Below are 14,984 nucleotides of genomic sequence, written 5' to 3'. Positions count from 1 at the left end.
AACCACGCACAAGCACCCGTTTGACCAGGTCAGCGGGTCAGGGATTGTTCGATGAGGGCGGCGAACACGTCACCGAGGGATCGGCCCGCCGCTTGGACCGCCATGGGCAGCAGGGATGTCTCGGTGAGCCCTGGGGATACGTTGACCTCGAGGAAGTAGACCTCGCCCTTGGCGGTGACGATGGCATCCGTGCGGGAGACGTCGCGCAGGTCGAGCTGTTTGTGCGCGGAGATGGCGAGTTCGACCACGGCGTCCGCGTCGGTCTCGGTGAGCCGGGCGGGGGCGTGGAAGGTGGTCAGCCCCGCGGTGTACCGGGCGGTGTAGTCGTAGAGCGGTCCCTGTGGCGCGATCTCGACGGGTGGCAGGGCTACGGGGCCCTCGCCGGTGTCGAGCACGGTGACGGCGACCTCGGTTCCGGTGATGTACTGCTCGGCGAGCACGGTGTCGCCGTAGGCGAAGCAGCCGACCATGGCCGCGGGCAGTTCGCCTGCCTCGTGCACGACCTGGACCCCGAGCGCGGAACCGCCCTGCTCGGGCTTGAGGATCAGCGGCAGTCCGAGTTTCGCGACCATGGCGTCGAGTACCGCCTGCGCGCCGAGCTCGCGGAAGGTGCTGTGCGGCAGGACGACCCAGTCCGGGGTTCGGATGCCCGCGCGGTGCAGCTCGGACTTCGCGGTGGGCTTGTCCCAGGCGCGCCGGCACGCGTGCGAGTCACTGCCGACGAACGGGACATCGTGCATCTCGAGGATGGTCTGGATGGACCCGTTCTCGCCCTGGCCGCCGTGCAGCGCGATCGCGACGGCATCGGGGCGTTCACTGGCCAGCCGGCCGATCAGCGCGGAGTCGGCGTCCCATTCCATGGTGGTGATGCCGACCGAACGCAGTGCGGCCGAGAGCCGCCGCCCGGAGCGCAGGGATACCTCGCGTTCATGGGATAGGCCGCCGGAGAGCACGGCGACCACGTGATCGGACAATTGAGGGAAGACTCCTTATGCGGTGTCGGGCGAAGGCGACTGCGGCCCGCTGATCTCGCGCCGCGCCGTCGGCCCGAAGGTTTCGTAGAGCTCGAGCTCCGACTCGAGCACCCCGGCGAGCCTACGCACCCCTTCGGTGATCCGATCCGGGGTCGGATAGCAGTACGAGAGCCGCATCTGCCTGCTCCCGAAATCGTCCGCGTAGAAACCGGTTCCCGAAGCGTAGGCGACCCGCGCGGTGACCGCACGGGGAAGCATCGCCTTCGTGTCCACACCTTCGGGGACGGTGAGCCAGACGAAGAACCCGCCCTCGGGGCGGGTCCAGGTGCACCCCTGCGGCAGATACTGCTCTAGCGCATGCAGCATCGCGTCCCTGCGCTCGGCGTAGTTCCGGCGGAACTGCTTGATGTTGCCCTGCCAGTCGTGCGTTGCCAGGTACCGGGAAACCACGAGCTGATTGAAGGTCGGCGGGCACAGGGTCGCCGATTCCGCGGCGAGCACCAGCTTTTCGCGCACCGCGTGCGGGGCCAGCGCCCAGCCGACGCGCAGCCCGGCGGCGAACGTCTTCGAGAACGAGCCGAGATAGATCACGTTCTCCGGATCGAGGGTGCGCAGCGCCGGGTACACCTGGCCGTCGAAGCCGAGCATGCCGTACGGGTTGTCCTCGATGATCAGGATTCCCGCGCTGCGGCAGATCTCCACGATCTCGGCACGTCGCTCGATGCTCAGCGTCACCCCGGCCGGATTGTGGAAATTCGGGATCGTGTACAGGAATTTGATCCGCTGCCCGGACTTGCGGCAGGACTCGATCGCCGCGCGCAGAGCCTCGGGCTGCAGGCCGTCGTCGTCCATGGCCACGTGCACGACCTGGGCCTGATAGGCGGCGAAGGAACCGAGCGCGCCCACATAGGACGGCCCTTCGGCGAGCACGACATCGCCGGGATCGCAGAACAACCGGGTCACCATGTCGAGGGCCATCTGCGAACCGACGGTCACCACGACATCGTCCGGGTGCGCCGAGATCCCCTCGAGCCCCATCACCTCGCAGATCTGCTCGCGCAGGGCTACCACGCCCTGGGCCGAGCCGTACTGCAGCGCGGTGAGCCCCTCGTTCGCGATCAGGTCCCCGATCTCGGTGGACAACGAGTCGAGGGGGAGCGCGGCGAGATTGGGCATGCCACCGGCCAGCGAGACCACCTCGGGACGGCTGGCGACGGCGAACAGAGCTCGGATCTCCGATGCGGTCATCCCCGAGGTGCGCGCGGCGTACCGGCGCAGGTGGGGGTCGAGATCGTGCTGGCTCGAGTCCGGTCTTGCCGGCCGCTGTTCGGTCATCCGGCGCTCCAAGGTCGCGCTTCGAGATTGGCGGGCATACAGTGGTACCGGCCGAGTGTAACCGTCGTGCCTGGGGGAACGGCGCCGCGAGCACACCCGGCTAAGCTCGTATCACCTCATTCGTGCAGCTAAAGGGAGGTCTGTTGACTCGCCGCGTGGTTGGCGTCACGCTCGACAATCTCGACGGGCTCCCCAAACAGTGCAGAAGGTGCGTGTTCTGGGAACTGGCCCCGCACCTGCGCGAGGAGGCCGAGCAGTACGGCGATGTCGAGTTCGAGAAGGAAGCCTGGATCTCGAGCGTGCTGCTCGACTGGGGCTCCTGCGGACGGATCGCCTACGTGGACGAGGTCCCCGCGGGATACGCGCTCTACGGCCCGCCGAACATCGTGCCGAGGGCCGCCGCCTTCCCGACCGCCCCGGTCAGTGCCGACGCCGTACTGCTCACCGCGCTGCGCGTGCTCTCCGACTTCGGGGACGGCGGAGTGGGCCGGATGCTCGTGCAGGCGGTCGCCAAGGACCTCACCAAGCGCGGAGTGAAGGCGATCGAGGCCTTCGGGGACGCCGACCCGGTGGAAGGGGCGACCTGTGTGATCCCCGCCGACTTCCTGCTCTCGGTCGGTTTCAAGACGGTGCGCCCGCACCACAAGTGGCCGCGGCTGCGGCTCGAACTGCGCAGCGCGATCTCCTGGAAGGAAGACGTCGAAGCGGCACTCGAGCGCCTGCTGTCCACGGTGACCATCCAGCAGGGCGCGCCCGCACTCGGTCAGCCCTTCCGTTCGGAGCGCTGACCCGGGCGACAGCCAGGTGGTTACTCGGCCTTGGCGAGTTCGTGCCGGAGAATGTCGGCGAAGGTGAACGTGCCCGTCGGCTGGTCGCCCTCACCGAGCAGGTAGAGCCGCTTGACCGCGATGAGCATGCCCTCGGCGATCCGGTCCAGGAACGCGGGATCGCGCAGGTTCGCCCGGTCACTGGCATTGGTGAGGTACCCGGCCTCGACGCGCACCGCGGGACAGCGGGTGAGCCGCAGCGAATCCCAGCCGCGCCCGTGCGAACGGCAGTCCAGCAGCCCGGTACGCGCGGTGACCTCGCGCTGGATGAACCCGGCCAGCGCTTCCCCGATGGTGGATCCGGTGCGCCCATTGCCCGCGCCGAAGTGGAAACAAGCGACCCCACGCGCGTGCGGTGAACGGTGCCCGTCGACGTGCAGGGACAGGAACAGGTCCGCCCCGGTCTCGTTGGCGAACCTGGCCCGCTCCGGCTCGGTCGGGCAGTGCTCTGGTCCCCTGGTCAGCAGCGCGTCCATCCCGGTCGCCTGCATCCGGCCCTCGAGCCGGCGCGCGAGGTCGAACACGATGTCGGCCTCGCACACATCCTCGGCGACGACGCCCCGGTCCGGCCCGCCGTGCCCGGGGTCGATGATGATCCGTTTGCCGCGCAGCCGCGGACCGGCGGTACGCATCCGCTCCTGCTCACGCAGCAGCACCGGGCTCCCGCCGCGCACCTTGGGGGCGAGCTGGCGCAGGGTGCGCACGGTCACCGCGCCGCAGATGCCGTCCACGGTGAGCTTCATATCGCGCTGGAAATCCCGCAGGGCGTGCTCGGTCTGCCCCTCGAACACCCCGTCCGGGCGGCCCGCGTCGTACCCGAGCTCGAGCAGCCGCTCCTGAAGCGCGAGCACATCGTCCCCACTCATCGGGGCCGAGACGGTGTAAGCGAGCGGGCGCGCGCCGAGCGTGTACGTCGCGTCGAGCATCGCGCGGTAGGTCGCGGGGCCGACCACGCCGTCGGTGATCAGGCCTTTGCGTTGCTGCAGTTCGCGCACGGCGTGCTCACAGGCGGCGTCGAACACCTCGTGTGAGCCGTTGTGCGACTCGGTGAGCAGGCCGAGTTTGACAAGGATCGACCGCACTTCGGAAACGGCGGGGCCAGCGTCACCGCGGTGAAGTTGCGGCATGCACTCCTCGCTTCGCTCAGGCACCGATGCATCGCACGCGGCGCGGTCGTCATCTCGCTCTACCGGGGGATACACGGCCGGCTTCACCCATGCTTGACCCCGATATCCACTTATTGTGCCTTGTGGCCCCGCGCCGGTGACGCAAGGGTGACCCCGTGCGTCGGCGCACGTGAGGAACCCCGAAAAGGCCCGGCACTCGGCTCGTGCGCACCGTGACTGGGACGGTAACAACACGCGGGAGCGCCGGGCCTTGTTGTCCGCGTGGCGAAAACCACGCCGAAACGTTATCGAGTGATCAGATGTACTCGGACAGATCCGAGAGCAGCGCCGCCTTCGGCTTCGCGCCCACGATCTGCTTCACCGGCTCGCCGCCCTTGAAGACCATCAGCGTCGGCACGGACATGATCTGGTAATCGCGCACGACCTCGGGGTTCGAGTCGATGTCGAGCTTGGCGATCGTGAGCTTGTCCGAGTTCTCGTCGGCGATCTCCTCGAGCACCGGCGCGACCATCTTGCACGGGCCGCACCAGGTCGCCCAGAAGTCCACGAGCACCGGCTTGTCGCTGTCGAGCACATCGCTCTTGAAGGACTGGTCGGTGACCTCGACGGTGTTTCCAGCCATGTTTGCTCCTTACCCGTTCTTCTCGATGCGCGAGCGGGTCAGCCCGCGCTTGGTCCGGTCGAGCCCGCCAGCACGGCGGCCTCCGGCTCCGCGTTCTCGGCCAGCCAGCGCTCCGCGTCGATCGCGGCCGAGCAACCCGAACCCGCGGCGGTGACCGCCTGGCGGTAGGTGTGGTCGACGAGGTCACCACACGCGAACACCCCGGCCACATTGGTGTAGGTGGTGGGGGACTGCACGCGCACGTAGCCGTCCTCATCGGTGTCGACCTGCCCGCGCACCACGGCCGAGCGCGGATCGTGGCCGATCGCCATGAACAACCCCGTGACGTCCAGGTTTGATTCCTCACCGGTGACCGTGTCGCGCAAGGTCACACCGGAAACACTCGATTCGCCGCGCACCTCGGTCACTTCCGAGTTGAGCTGCCAGCGGATCTTCTCGTTCGCCCGCGCGCGCTCGAGCATGATCTTCGAGGCGCGGAACTCCTCGCGGCGGTGGATGATCGTGACCGAGCGAGCGAACCTGGTCAGGAAGGTCGCCTCCTCCATGGCCGAGTCCCCGCCGCCGACCACGGCGATGTCCTGGTCGCGGAAGAAGAAGCCATCGCAGGTGGCGCAGGCGGAGACCCCGTGGCCGAGCAGCTTCTGCTCCCCGGGGACGTGCAGGTACCGCGGTTCCGCGCCGGTCGCCAGGATCACCGCGCGCGCGGCGTAGCGCTCACCACCGACGGTGACGTACTTGATCGGCCCCTCGAGCTCGACCGACTCCACGTCGCGGGCGAGCAGTTCGGCGCCGAACCGTTCGGCCTGGGCACGAAACTGTTCCATCAGGTCCGGGCCCATGATTCCGTCCCGGAACCCCGGGTAGTTCTCCACCTCGGTCGTGTTCATCAGCTCGCCGCCGAACTGGGTGCCCTCGAACACCAGCGGTTCGAGCTGCGCGCGCGCCGCGTACACCGCGGCCGTGTATCCCGCGGGCCCGGATCCGACGATGATCAGATCGCGTACCTCGTGCTGCCCTGCCACTTCACCCTCCAGTCGCTCTCGGATCACCCCGGTCGAGCTCATCACGTACCGGTGTCAACGCGATCGTATGCGGTGGATGTTCCATGCCGGTGTGTGCGCCCCGTCGCGCCGTGAAACGTCGTGAGCGGTTGTGTTGGTTCTAACCAACACAACCGCTCACAAGGGATGTTTCAGCAGGTCAGGAGAGGTTTACATCGGCGCAGGAGTAGAAGGCGTTCCCGGTGTCCGCGATGTCCCAGACCGCGTAGATGAGGTGTCGCCCGGTCTTGCCCGCGGGCAGCTGGACGTCGTGATCGACGGTCTTCGGCGGCTGCTTACCGCCGTAGTCGACGCTGGCGAAGGGCTGCGGGTCCAGCGCCGCTCTGGTCAGTGGCTTGGTGGGATCCCAGCCGTCCTTGGTGATGAAGTACCGGAAGTCGGTGGTGGCGTGCGCCGCGGTCAGGGTCCAGGTGAACTTGGTCTTTTGTCCGCTGGGCAGGTCGGTAGCCGGCCACTTGCCACCGCGCGGATCATCGAGCTGGCTGTAGTCCGCATGGTTGGCCGCGCACAGTTTCCCGTCGTCCGGACCGGCCTTCGGGAACCCCTTGGGGCCCTCCACGCTCTGCGGTTCCCACTGGATCGGCCCGCAGTTCTGCACCTTGCCGAGTTTGCACTGGTACGACCTGCTTGGCGGGTCCTGGGTATATCCATGTGCCAGCGCGCTTCCCGATGAGGCGAACACGAGGGCCAGCGGGGCCACGCCCACGGCGATGATTCCGGCGACTGTCTTCGAGCGATTGTTTCGCACCGTTGCGCTCCTTGTCCTCACAGCATTGCCGTCATGCGAAAGGACAGGTTTACGCGCGGTAGCTCAAGATCAGCAGATCCGTTGGTATGAAAGAAAGCTGTCGAGTTCGCGCTACTCAGCGTGTGGGTGGGACGGGCACACTCGACCCGATGAGGCTATTGCTCATGGTCTCCGGCTTGCCCGCCCCGCATTCCGGGCTGACCACGAGCATCCGGAACTGTGCGCTCTTCCCGGTGGTAAGCAGGATCAGCACGCCAGGCTTGCCGTCCAGCTCGAGCTGCTTGATCCCGGCGACCGAGCTGGGGGAACCGGCGTTGTTGGCCGCGAGGCAGCCCGCGAGCCGCTCCGGCTTCTCCAGCGGGCCGTAGTCGCGCGCGCCGAGGGCCGCCGAGAGACCCCGTTTACCGAGTTCACCTCGGTCCAGATGCAGCACACCCGGCTTCGCCGGCCCCTCGGCCACCGGTTTGCCTTCTTCGGTGTTCCCGCCGAGGTTCGTGACCCCGACCGCGGCGATGGCCGCGACCGCCGCGGCCGCGGCGACCACCCCGGAGATCCAGCCGACCCGTTTGTTCCGCTTCCGGCGCGCCTCGGCGAGATCGACCACCTTGCCCTGGCCGGTTTCCGCAGGGCCTGCGCGCTGGGCGAGTTCCTGGCCGATGACCGCATCCAGCCGGGCGGCCACGTTTTCCGGCATCGGCTCGGCGGGTGGCGCCTCGGCGAACGCGGACAGCGAGCCGCGAGTCGATTCGAGCGCCTCGAGTATCGCGCGCGCCTGCGGATCCGCGTTGACCTTCGGCCACAGTTCGGCGGCTGTCCCCTCGTCGAGCGCGCCCGCGTGCAGGTCGGAGAGCAGGTCGACAGACCACGCGCCGCCATCATGGCCGCCGCGCCCCACTGTGTCTGTCATCGTGGCCCCTCTCCACGCCGCGGTGCCCCCACCACGCCCGTCGAACTGTTCGGACCTGTGACGTTCGCGGGGTCGTCCGGGTTCCGTAAGTGACCGAGAAGTTTTGCCAGCTTGACCCTGCCACGCGCGCAGCGGCTCTTGATGGTGCCCTGCGCCAGGCCGAGCCGTTCGGCCGCTTCGGCGACCGAGTACCCCTCGACGTCGACCAGCACGATCGGCAGTCGCTGGTCCTCGGGCAGTTCGGCGAGCGCCGCGCGGACCTCGAGGGTGGTCTCGCGCTGGGCCATGTCATCGGTCCCGGTCGAGGGTTCACCGGCGTCGTGCTCGGGGAGCGGAACGGTCGGCCGGGCCTGACGGCGCCGGATCCGGTCCAGGCAGGCGTTCACCACGATGCGGTGCAGCCAGGTCGTGACCTGGGACTGTCCGCGGAAGCGATCGGCACCGCGGAACGCCGAGATGCACGCGTCCTGCAGCGCGTCCGCGGCCTCCTCCGGGTCCCGCATGGTCCGCATGGCCACCGCCCACATCCGGTCCCGGTGCCTGCGGACGAGCTCGTTGAACGCGTGCGGGTCGCCGTCGACATGCGCGGAGAGCAGCTCGGCGTCGGTTGGGGCGGCCGTGGTCACCCGGACAGAATAGCGAGCACCCGCGACACTATTTCCCGGAGAGGAAGCTGATCTCGCTGATCTTCGATGCGTACTGCCCATCGTTGCTGGCGAGCTTGTTGACCCACACGATCAGGTACTGCGTCGGCGGGTAGTCGTTCAGCTTGAGCTGGCTCTGTCCATTGGCCAGGTCACCGCCACCGACGATCTTGGTGTCGCCGAGGGAGGGGTCCTGGGAATCGGCCGTGCGGATCTGCACGCTCGTGCCTTCGCTCGGCGAGTCGATGTTGACCTGGGACAGCGTGACCGGCTTGTCGAACTTCGCGATGATGCCCACGCCCGGTTTGAGCGAGGGGAAGTTCTGCTTGTACGTGTAGGTCTTCCACTCGGTACCCGGGTCGCCATCGTTGACCCGCGCCACCGTGCCCGGACTGTCCGGGTCATCGGCGACGTTGAAGATCTGCACATCCGTGGGCTTCACCGGGCCCGGCGCCTGGCTCGAGGGCGCGGCCGGCGGCGGGGCCTGCTGTTTGGGTGGTGCTGGTGCGCTCGCGGTCAGCCGGGGCCCGCTCGGCGCGCTGCCACCGTCCGAGAAGAACCCGATCACCCCGGTGACCAGCCAGATCAGGATGGCCACGGTGGCGATCGCGAGGATGCCGATGGCGATTGCCAAACGTTTGCGGCGAACCGGATCGCGCTGCGGTTTGCGCGTGGTCCACACCGTGTCGTCCGAGCCGTCCTCGGGTTCCACGACCTGGGTGACCGGGATCTGCCCGGTCTCGTGACTCGCCGCATCGTCATCGGCGACCCGTTCGAGTACCGCGAGGATCGCGGCCGAGGTGCGGATGCCGCTGACCGTGTTGCGATTGTCCGCGAGGCAGCGCACCGCGAGGTTGGACAGCTCGGAGGGCACCGTGGGCTGCAGTGTCTTCGGCGCGACCACGCTGCCGTCCGGCGCGGTCGGCGCGGCGGGCAGTGCCCTCGGTCCTTCCGGCAACGGCCAGCGCCCGGTCAGCAGCAGGTACAGCAGCGCACCGAGGCCGCGCACGTCATCGCGCAGGGTCGCATCGGGCTGGGCGCCCGGGAAGGCCAGGCGCAGCGCACCGTCCCTGGTGACCCGCACCCGCTGCGGATGGCCGACACCGAGCACGATCCCGGTCTGGTGCGCCTGTTCGACGGCGCTGGTCAGCGGTTCGAGCAGGGCGGCAGCGGTGTTCGGGCGGACCGCCCCGTCCGCGACGAGGTCCACCAGATCGGTGCCCGGCGACCAGTCGGCGACCACCATGCCGAGCACGCCCTCGCTCGGGGAGATCCCGTTGCCGAGGCTGAGTACATCGATCACGCGGGACACGGTCGGATGCGAGAAGGTCGCCGAATGCATGGCGCGGTCCAGGGTCCGGCGCGCCTGACTGGCGGCGTTCCGGTCCGCCGGGTTGCCGAGCAGCACCGAGAGCGCGACATCCCGGCCGAGCTGATTGTCCCGGGCGCGCCAGAACAACGCCCCCGCCTGTTCGTCGGCGCCGAACTGGGCGAGTAACCGATAGCGGCCGTCGCCGATCACGCCGCCAGGCGAGAGCTGCCCTTGGTTCGGGGACATCCCACGTCCACCGGGCGACGAAGATTCAGTTGGCCTGGTCAATGCGCACACTCCCACTCGCCGGCGCCCACTACCGGTCGACTGCCTCCTCCTGCGAGACGTTCGATCCTAGGGTACGCGACTTCGCAGGTGTGCGTACTCGTGCGACCGCGTGTCGCTGACCGTGACCGAAAGGCTTGTGAGTGGTTGTGTTGGTTAGAACCAACACAACCACTCACGAGCACCCGTTTGCCCAGGTCAGCGTTTGACGAGGCGGACGATTCGGTTGATGGCCGGGGTGAGCTCGGCTACGCGGAGTACCCACATTCCGCCGAGGGTGACGGCGAGCCCGACGATCGCGCCGATGATCAGGGTGGGCCAGGCCACGGACAGCGCGCTGCCGAAGTTGTGGAAGAGCTTCACGATCAGCAGTGCGGCGGCGGCGCCCCAGATGGTGGCGAACAGGGTCTTGCCCATGGTGATCAGGACCGGTTTCGAGTCGAGGTCCCCGAGCCTGCGGCGCAGCCAGACCTGGCCGACCACGGCACCGATCACGAACCCGAAGGCGTTCACGAAGGTGACCCCGTAGATGAGGTGGTCGCTGTCCAGCAGCAGGCACAGCAGGAACAGCGGGATCTTCACCAGCACCATGATCGCCATGATCAGCGTGGGGGTGCGGGAGTCCTTCATCGCGTAGAACACCCGCATCTGCACCATCGTGATCGTGTACGGCAGCAGGCAGAACGCCGAGGTGGTCAGCGCGAGACCGAGCCGGGCGGCCTGACTGGGGTCGGACTGCCCGAGCGAGAACATGGCGAGCCCGACCTGCGGGCCGAGCACGGTCATCACGGCCGAGATGGGCCCGAGCATGACCGTGGTCATCCTGGTCGCGAAGGACAGGTCGCCGAGCACGCCCATCGTGTCCCCGTCCGCGGCCGCGCGCGACATCCGCGGCAGGATCGCGGTCAGCAGGGAGAAGCCGATCACCGCGTACGGCAGCTGCACGAGCAGCCAGGACAGGTTGTAGATGGTCAGCCCACCGGGAGAGCCCGTGGTCGAGACCCTGCTCAGCACGATCACCGCGACCTGGCTGATCCCGACGTAGGCGATCGACCACAGGGCGAGCTTGCCGAACTCGGACAGCCTCGAATCGAGCCCCCAGCGCCAGCGGAACCGGAACTTGGACCGGCGCAGTGAGGGCACCACCACGAACGCCTGGACGACGATCCCGAGCGTGGTGCCGACACCGAGCACGAGCAGCTTCGGATCCGAGATGCTCGCCGGGTCCAGGCTCGGTTTGCCGGGCATCGCCATGTAGATGGCCAGCGTCGCTATCGCCACGATGTTGTTCGCCACCGAGGACCACGCGGTCGGGCCGAACACGTCCCGGGCGTTCAGGATCGCGTTGAACAGCGCGGAGAGGCCGTAGAAGAAGATCTCCGGGAGCAGCAGGTAGGCCAGCACCCTGGCGACATCCGAGCTCGGCCCGCTGCTCACGGTCAGCTTGATCAGCAGCGGGGCCGCGATCACGCAGACGATCGTCGCGGCGCCGAGCACCGCGATCGACATGGTCAGCAGCCGCTGGGTATAGGCCTCCCCGCCGTCCGGGTCCTCCTTGCGCGCCCGCACCATGACCGGGACCGCGACCGAGGTGAGCACGCCGCCGAGCACGAATTCGAGCAGCATGTTCGGCAGGTTGTTCGCCGCGTTGAACCCGTCGTTGAGCGCGCCGATCCCGAGTGCTGCGGCCAGTAGCACCTTCTGCAGGAACCCGGTGAGCCTGCTGACCAGGGTGGCGATCGCCATCGAACCGCCGGCCTTGGCGATCGATGTCCCCGCCGCCTGGAGCATCCCGCCGCGGCGCTCGGCCCGGCGTTTGGTCGCGCTCGCGGCGGCGGCGAGTGCGGCTTCCCTGCGGGCGGCCGCCCTGCGCTCGTTCGCGGTGCGCGGTGCACCCGGCTGTTGCTCCAGTGGCGCGCCGGGAATCGGACCGGACGGCGGGTCCGGAGCCTCGACCTTCCTGGTCGGCTGGCGCGCCCACTGGTCGGCGGTGCGCGTCGGGACGATCTGGGTTTCGTCCATCGACGGCGGGCCGAGCACGGTCGAGGAGCCGTAGTTCCGGCCTGAGGGCTGCTGTGGCCTGCGCTGCTGGCGCGTTGGCTGCCTGCGGGCCTGCTGAGCCGGTTGCCCGCCGGTGGGTTGCTGGCGTGGTTGCTGAGGTGGTTGCTGCCCCTGCTGCGGACGGCGGCGCGGCTGCTGCTGTTCGCGCGGACGCTGCTGTTCCCGGGGCGCTTGCTCGCGGGGCCGCTGTTGCTCGCGCGGGGGCTGTTCCCTCGGCGGCTGGCGCACGGGCTGCTCGCGCGGGGGCTGCTGACGCGGTGGCCCACCGCCCTGCCTCGGGGGAGGTTGCCTTCGCCGCGGATGGTTCGGGTCGTTGGGGTGCACCGCCTGCTACTTACTCCCGCTCGCTGTCGCCGATGTCCGGGCGGCCCGGATCCTCCGGTAGATCCGACGCCCGGCAAGAAGTATCAACGCTACGAAGGCCGTGATGGTGATCGCCACGGTCACCATGCCGAACGCGCTCGAAGACACATCCACCCGAGTGGGTTTACCGAGCGGGGTCTGCCCCGGCGTGGTCAGCTTGATGTCCACGTTGAACCGCCCGGAACGCTGCACCTTGACCGGAATGAGCACGGTGCGCGAGTTGTGCGCGGGGATCCGTTTTTCCGTGTATCGCTGATCATCGCGCAGACCGGGGGATTCGAGGTAGATCCGCACCGTCACGTTGACCGGAAGCTCATTGGACACCGCGACCGGAATCTGACTGTCCTTGGACGCGAGCGACAGCGGCAGTCCCGAGGAGCTCACCCGGACCCGTTCGGTGAACGCGCGCAGCCGGTTGGTTCCCTCCCGCGCCGCGGTGCGCGCGGCATCGTCATTGCCCCGCCAGGCACCGGATGTGGCACGGAGCAGGCCCTGCTGCAGTCCGGTGATCGCCTCCTCGGGCGCGGTGCTCCCGGCCGAGTCCTTGCTCAGCGCGCCGCGCAGATCCCGTATCTCGGTGTTGTCCTCGGTGACCTTCGCGGTGACCGAGCGCGGTGTCTCGGCGGCGGCCGCGCTCGGCGGATAGTGCAGCGAGCTCGGCGGCTGGTTCGATTCGGCGCTGAACAGGGTGCTCGGCGGGACCGGATTGGCCGTCCCGTCGGAGAGCACCTCGTCGACCATGTCCAGCCAGGCCTTCACATCCTCGGCGCTGGTGTTCCATCGCGCCGGGGGGACCACGAGCATGCGCTTGGGCGGATCCGGGTCGAACTGATCCCGGTAGACCAGCGCGGCGATCCCGTTCTCGCTGGCCACCGCAGGGGTACTGGCCGGGGTGAGCGCGCCGTCCTCGGCCTTGATCGCCTGCCCGCGCAGTGCCCTGGTGAGCAGCGCATCGGTGGTGATCGCCTTCGGACGGTCCTTACCGCCGGATTCGAGCCCGCTCACCGCCTGGATGTCGGTGCCCGTGCCCTTGCCGATATTGGCCGGGGACACGACCGCGGTCTTCTTGTCCATCCCGGTGAGGTCGGACATGGTGCGCGCATCGAGCATCCCGGCATCGGGCACCGCGATCTCGTCGTGCAGCTGGGCCCCTGGCAGATACTCGTGCAGGATGCTCACGCCGAGCGCCTGCTGTTCCAGATCGACCGCGCCCGCCCTGGCCAGCGCCACCAGATCGGCCTGGGCATAGGGGAGCGGGACCACGCAGCGGCCCTTGGTGACCTCGGCGAGCCCGGCAAGCCATTGGCGCGCGGCCTGCGCCCCGGTTCCGGCGACCGTGCCATCGCTGGTGCGCACCTGATACCCGCCGCGCATCCCGGCGACCGCCTGGACCAGTTCCGGATCGACCGCGAAACAGGTGCTCTGCCGCAGGCTCTGATCCACCAGGATCCGCCGCGCCCCGTCCAGCAGCGCGGACAACCGGCCACCCTGGCGCAGGGCGACGGCGAGCGAGTCATCGGCCATGATCGGTTTCCCGCTCGGTGTCCTGCCCAGCTGGCTCGGTGTCCCGGCGAACGGCCACAGCATGGTGAACCCGGAGCTCTTGCCGGGGTTGGGGGCGCTCTTGAAGCTGAGCTGCCCCGGCGGGGAACTCACCGGAAGCAGTGTGTTCAGTGAGGCCAGCCGCGCGTCCCCGCCGTAGTCCGGGCGCCCGTTGACGTTGACGGTGAGCGGATAGATCCCGGCGGTCGGCAGTTTCAGGCTGCTGGTGTGCAGATCGACCGAAACCCGGAAACGAGTGGACTGGCCCGGTTCGAGCTGGCGACGCAGTTGATGGAAACCGGATTTGTACAGCGCGGTGACCGGGGGCTTGGCCATCGCGGTCATCAGCTGGTGCTCGCTGCGCACCGGATCGGCGACCTGGAGCCGCAGCGCGATATCGCTGACCTTGCGGTCCCCGGTGTTGGTCACGCTCCCGGAGACGACGAGCTTGCCCGAGGTGCCGGTGACCACGCGCGGCTGCATGCTGTCCACCGCGAGATAGAGACGTCCGCCACCGTCCTCGGCATGCGCGGAGCCGGGGACGAGCACGGAGCACAGCATGACCACGAGCGCGCACACGAACGCCGGTACCGCACGTGCGCTGCGCGCGGGTGACCTGTCGAATCTAGAGGTCACGCAACCTCTTACCTGTCTCACTCACTGTCGAGGCGCTCGATGTCGACACCGAGCTCCTCGGCGGCCTGCCGGACCAGATGGCGCTCGTCAGGGTAGGCGAGCCGCCCGAGCAGCTCCACGATGGGCACCCATGCGACCTCGGTGACCTCGACGTCCTCATCGGAGAGTTCTCCGGAGCACCATTCGAGCAGGAAATGGTGCACCGTCTTGTGGATCCGCCGCCCGTCCGCGATGAACCAGTAGTCGATGCTGCCGAGCGGGCCGAGCACCCTGGCGCTGACCCCGGTCTCCTCCTCGACCTCGCGGATGGCGGTCTGTTCCCGGCTCTCGCCTTCCTCGATGTGCCCCTTCGGCAGGGACCACAGCAGGCGTCCCTTGCGGTCGAGCCTGCCGATCACCACGGCCTGCTCGCGCGCGTGGTCGACGACGAGTCCACCGGCCGAGGTTTCGTCCACCGTGCGCAGTCGTCCGGAGCCGCCTTTACGCTTCGCCCGGCGTCCGCCACGTGATCGGCTGCGGCGAGACGGCGAGGCGGACATA

At 68.6% G+C, this 14,984-nt stretch carries 13 protein-coding genes; 1 reads left to right on the top strand and 12 read right to left on the bottom strand.

What is annotated here, in order from left to right; all coding sequences use genetic code 11:
* Positions 1-29: 29 nt before the first annotated feature.
* Positions 30-974, bottom strand: coding sequence for a D-alanine--D-alanine ligase family protein (locus AD72_RS12685; RefSeq protein WP_031466682.1), 945 nt, complete (start codon positions 972-974; stop codon positions 30-32).
* A gap of 15 nt (positions 975-989) precedes the next feature.
* Positions 990-2,309, bottom strand: a complete 1,320-nt coding sequence (locus AD72_RS12680; RefSeq protein WP_031466681.1) for an aminotransferase-like domain-containing protein — start codon at positions 2,307-2,309, stop codon at positions 990-992.
* A gap of 143 nt (positions 2,310-2,452) precedes the next feature.
* On the opposite strand from AD72_RS12680, the gene AD72_RS12675 reads away from it, so the two are divergent.
* Complete coding sequence (locus AD72_RS12675; RefSeq protein WP_031466680.1) at positions 2,453-3,097, top strand: GNAT family N-acetyltransferase; 645 nt, start codon at positions 2,453-2,455, stop codon at positions 3,095-3,097.
* Between the two features lie 20 nt (positions 3,098-3,117).
* Here AD72_RS12675 and AD72_RS12670 read toward each other — a convergent pair whose 3' ends face one another.
* The 10 genes from AD72_RS12670 to AD72_RS12625 form a co-directional block, all read right to left on the bottom strand.
* Complete coding sequence (locus tag AD72_RS12670) at positions 3,118-4,263, bottom strand: N-acetylmuramoyl-L-alanine amidase (RefSeq protein ID WP_031466679.1); 1,146 nt, start codon at positions 4,261-4,263, stop codon at positions 3,118-3,120.
* Positions 4,264-4,558: 295 nt separating this feature from the next.
* Positions 4,559-4,885, bottom strand: coding sequence for a thioredoxin (trxA, locus tag AD72_RS12665; protein ID WP_031466678.1), 327 nt, complete (start codon positions 4,883-4,885; stop codon positions 4,559-4,561).
* A 38-nt stretch (positions 4,886-4,923) separates the two neighbouring features.
* Complete coding sequence (trxB, locus tag AD72_RS12660) at positions 4,924-5,949, bottom strand: thioredoxin-disulfide reductase (RefSeq protein ID WP_051898547.1); 1,026 nt, start codon at positions 5,947-5,949, stop codon at positions 4,924-4,926.
* A 136-nt stretch (positions 5,950-6,085) separates the two neighbouring features.
* Positions 6,086-6,694 (bottom strand): lytic polysaccharide monooxygenase auxiliary activity family 9 protein, encoded by a 609-nt coding sequence (locus AD72_RS12655; RefSeq protein WP_031466676.1) that lies wholly within the window; start codon positions 6,692-6,694, stop codon positions 6,086-6,088.
* 115 nt (positions 6,695-6,809) lie between these two features.
* A complete protein-coding gene (locus AD72_RS12650; RefSeq protein WP_031466675.1) occupies positions 6,810-7,601 on the bottom strand; it encodes a hypothetical protein in 792 nt (263 codons plus the stop codon).
* On the bottom strand, positions 7,598-8,227 hold the full coding sequence (gene sigM / locus AD72_RS12645) for an RNA polymerase sigma factor SigM (protein ID WP_037345597.1): 630 nt from the start codon (positions 8,225-8,227) through the stop codon (positions 7,598-7,600). The genes AD72_RS12650 and sigM overlap by 4 nt, the downstream gene beginning before the upstream one ends.
* 28 nt (positions 8,228-8,255) lie before the next feature.
* A complete protein-coding gene (locus AD72_RS12640) occupies positions 8,256-9,803 on the bottom strand; it encodes a protein kinase family protein (RefSeq protein ID WP_031466673.1) in 1,548 nt (515 codons plus the stop codon).
* A gap of 237 nt (positions 9,804-10,040) precedes the next feature.
* Positions 10,041-12,131: a murein biosynthesis integral membrane protein MurJ gene (gene murJ, locus AD72_RS12635; protein ID WP_231644815.1), complete on the bottom strand. Its 2,091-nt coding sequence runs from the start codon at positions 12,129-12,131 to the stop codon at positions 10,041-10,043.
* Positions 12,132-12,233: 102 nt separating this feature from the next.
* Positions 12,234-14,444, bottom strand: a complete 2,211-nt coding sequence (locus AD72_RS12630; protein ID WP_156365165.1) for a DUF6049 family protein — start codon at positions 14,442-14,444, stop codon at positions 12,234-12,236.
* 17 nt (positions 14,445-14,461) lie between these two features.
* Positions 14,462-14,983: an NUDIX hydrolase gene (locus AD72_RS12625; RefSeq protein ID WP_031466670.1), complete on the bottom strand. Its 522-nt coding sequence runs from the start codon at positions 14,981-14,983 to the stop codon at positions 14,462-14,464.
* Position 14,984 lies beyond the last annotated feature (1 nt).

It is taken from the genome of Sciscionella sediminilitoris (assembly GCF_000737195.2).
Classification (GTDB): domain Bacteria; phylum Actinomycetota; class Actinomycetes; order Mycobacteriales; family Pseudonocardiaceae; genus Sciscionella; species Sciscionella sediminilitoris.
This window is presented reverse-complemented; position numbering and strand designations above follow the sequence as displayed.

Coding starts and splice junctions, on each gene's coding strand:
- trxB (WP_051898547.1), bottom strand. CDS start 5,949: ATGAGCTCGACCGGGGTGATCCGAGAGCGACTGGAGGGTGAAGTGGCA.
- trxA (WP_031466678.1), bottom strand. CDS start 4,885: ATGGCTGGAAACACCGTCGAGGTCACCGACCAGTCCTTCAAGAGCGAT.
- AD72_RS12640 (WP_031466673.1), bottom strand. CDS start 9,803: ATGTCCCCGAACCAAGGGCAGCTCTCGCCTGGCGGCGTGATCGGCGAC.
- AD72_RS12650 (WP_031466675.1), bottom strand. CDS start 7,601: ATGACAGACACAGTGGGGCGCGGCGGCCATGATGGCGGCGCGTGGTCT.
- AD72_RS12625 (WP_031466670.1), bottom strand. CDS start 14,983: ATGTCCGCCTCGCCGTCTCGCCGCAGCCGATCACGTGGCGGACGCCGG.
- AD72_RS12680 (WP_031466681.1), bottom strand. CDS start 2,309: ATGACCGAACAGCGGCCGGCAAGACCGGACTCGAGCCAGCACGATCTC.
- AD72_RS12670 (WP_031466679.1), bottom strand. CDS start 4,263: ATGCCGCAACTTCACCGCGGTGACGCTGGCCCCGCCGTTTCCGAAGTG.